Raw genomic sequence first — 1,700 nt, 5'->3', positions numbered from 1 at the left:
GCGGGAAGACATGTTTGCGGCCGCCCTTGCGCAAGGCGATGACCTCACCCCGCCGCTGCCAGCGGTGCAGGGTCGAGCGGGCGATGCGCAGATGCTCTTCCAGATAGGTCGAACCGGCGACGCGGCCGGCCCAGTCCTCGATCAGCATCGATTCGAGATCGTCGGACTTTGGCAGCGAAGGAGGCTCGACATCGGCCAACGGGGTCGTCGGCGGATTTGTCACGCCGGCAATACCGGCTTCGCTGCGGCGCGCGGCTTCCGCCGCCAGCGCGCGCACGAATTTCGACGCCAGGCCGGGCAGGTCGGCATGGATGGCGTCGATGGCGCGCCGGTGCTTCGGTGACAGCAAGGTGACGGCGGACGCTATGCTGCCGGCGATCTTGCCGACCGAGACCATGGTGGGCTTGTTGATGGCCTCGTCATAGTGGGCAAGTGCACGTTCGACGTCTTCCGCGACCATCTCCGCGAAGTCGTCCTGCTTGAGGCCCTGGATTTGAAATCTGTTCATGCATCTGTCTTCTGGCCGCGCGCTCCCCCTCAGCTGCGGCCGATTGTTGAACTTCTAGTGCGGAAAACGGAAATCGCGGCGGCAACGAATCCTGCCGCCCGACAGCATGCTGTCCAGCATTTCTTGACACCCCAACTGACTGAGGGCGCACCGAAATGTCAGTCGCGGGACGCCCAGATTGCGTGTAGGTGCGATGTATGACAACTGCGCGACGGTGAGGGGCGGCAGCTTGACGGTTGTTAAAGCAATCCCGCCTGCTCAGCCTCGCGGCGCAGATTCTGCCGGGGCCTGGGGCCGATCTGCTGGATCACCAATCCGGCCGCCAGTGAGCCAAGGTCGCCGCAGGTTTGCAGGTCGCGGCCTTGCGTGTAGCCATGCAGGAAGCCGGCGGCATAGAGATCGCCGGCGCCCGTCGTGTCGACCAGTTCCTTGATGGCGGTCGCCTTGATCACCACCGTCTCGTCGCCGCGCACGATCACGGAGCCTTTTTCCGAGCGGGTCACGGCGGCGATCCGGCAATCCTTGCGGATCTGCGCCAGCGCCTCGTCGAACGAGGATGTCTGGTAGAGCGATTTGATCTCGTGGCTGTTGGCAAAGACGATGTCGACCGTGCCCGAACGCATCAGCTCGAGGAATTCGTCGCGGTAGCGGTCGACGCAGAACGAATCCGACAGCGTCATCGACACTTCGCGGCCTGCTGCGTGCGCCAGCTTCGCCGTCTGGCGGATCGCTTCCTTGGCGCGCGGCGGGTCCCACAGATAGCCTTCGAAATAGGTGACCTTGGCGCCAGAAGCCTTATCGGCCTCGACATCCTCCGGCCCAAGCTCGACGCAGGCGCCGAGATAGGTGTTCATCGAACGCTCGCCGTCAGGGGTGACGAAGATCATCGACCGCGCCGTCGGCGGCTCGCCCTTGAGCGGCGTGGTGTCGAAGGCGACGCCCTGTGCATGGATGTCGTGGGCGTAGATTTCGCCCAGCGCATCGTTGGAGACCTTGCCGAAGAAGGCGGCGCGGCCGCCGAAGCTGGCGACGCCGGCCGCCGTGTTGCCGGCGCTGCCGCCGGACGCCTCGATCGCCGGGCCCATGCGGCTGTAGAGCAGTTCGGCGCGTTGTGTGTCGATGAGGTTCATCGCGCCCTTGATGATGCCGTTGGTCTCGAGGAATTCCTCGTCGCACTGGGCGATGACTGTCT

The 1,700-nt window shown here is 64.7% G+C and carries 2 protein-coding genes; both read right to left on the bottom strand.

Going from position 1 to position 1,700, the window contains the following annotated elements; translation table 11 throughout:
* Positions 1–508: hypothetical protein (locus tag EN994_RS30115; protein WP_127308083.1), on the bottom strand; the 508-nt coding region annotated here is incomplete at its 3' end.
* Between the two features lie 239 nt (positions 509–747).
* Positions 748–1,692, bottom strand: coding sequence for an adenosine kinase (locus tag EN994_RS30110; RefSeq protein WP_245466124.1), 945 nt, complete (start codon positions 1,690–1,692; stop codon positions 748–750).
* Positions 1,693–1,700 lie beyond the last annotated feature (8 nt).

It is taken from the genome of Mesorhizobium sp. M7A.F.Ca.CA.002.09.1.1 (assembly GCF_003998555.1).
GTDB classification, from domain to species: domain Bacteria; phylum Pseudomonadota; class Alphaproteobacteria; order Rhizobiales; family Rhizobiaceae; genus Mesorhizobium; species Mesorhizobium ciceri.
This window is presented reverse-complemented; position numbering and strand designations above follow the sequence as displayed.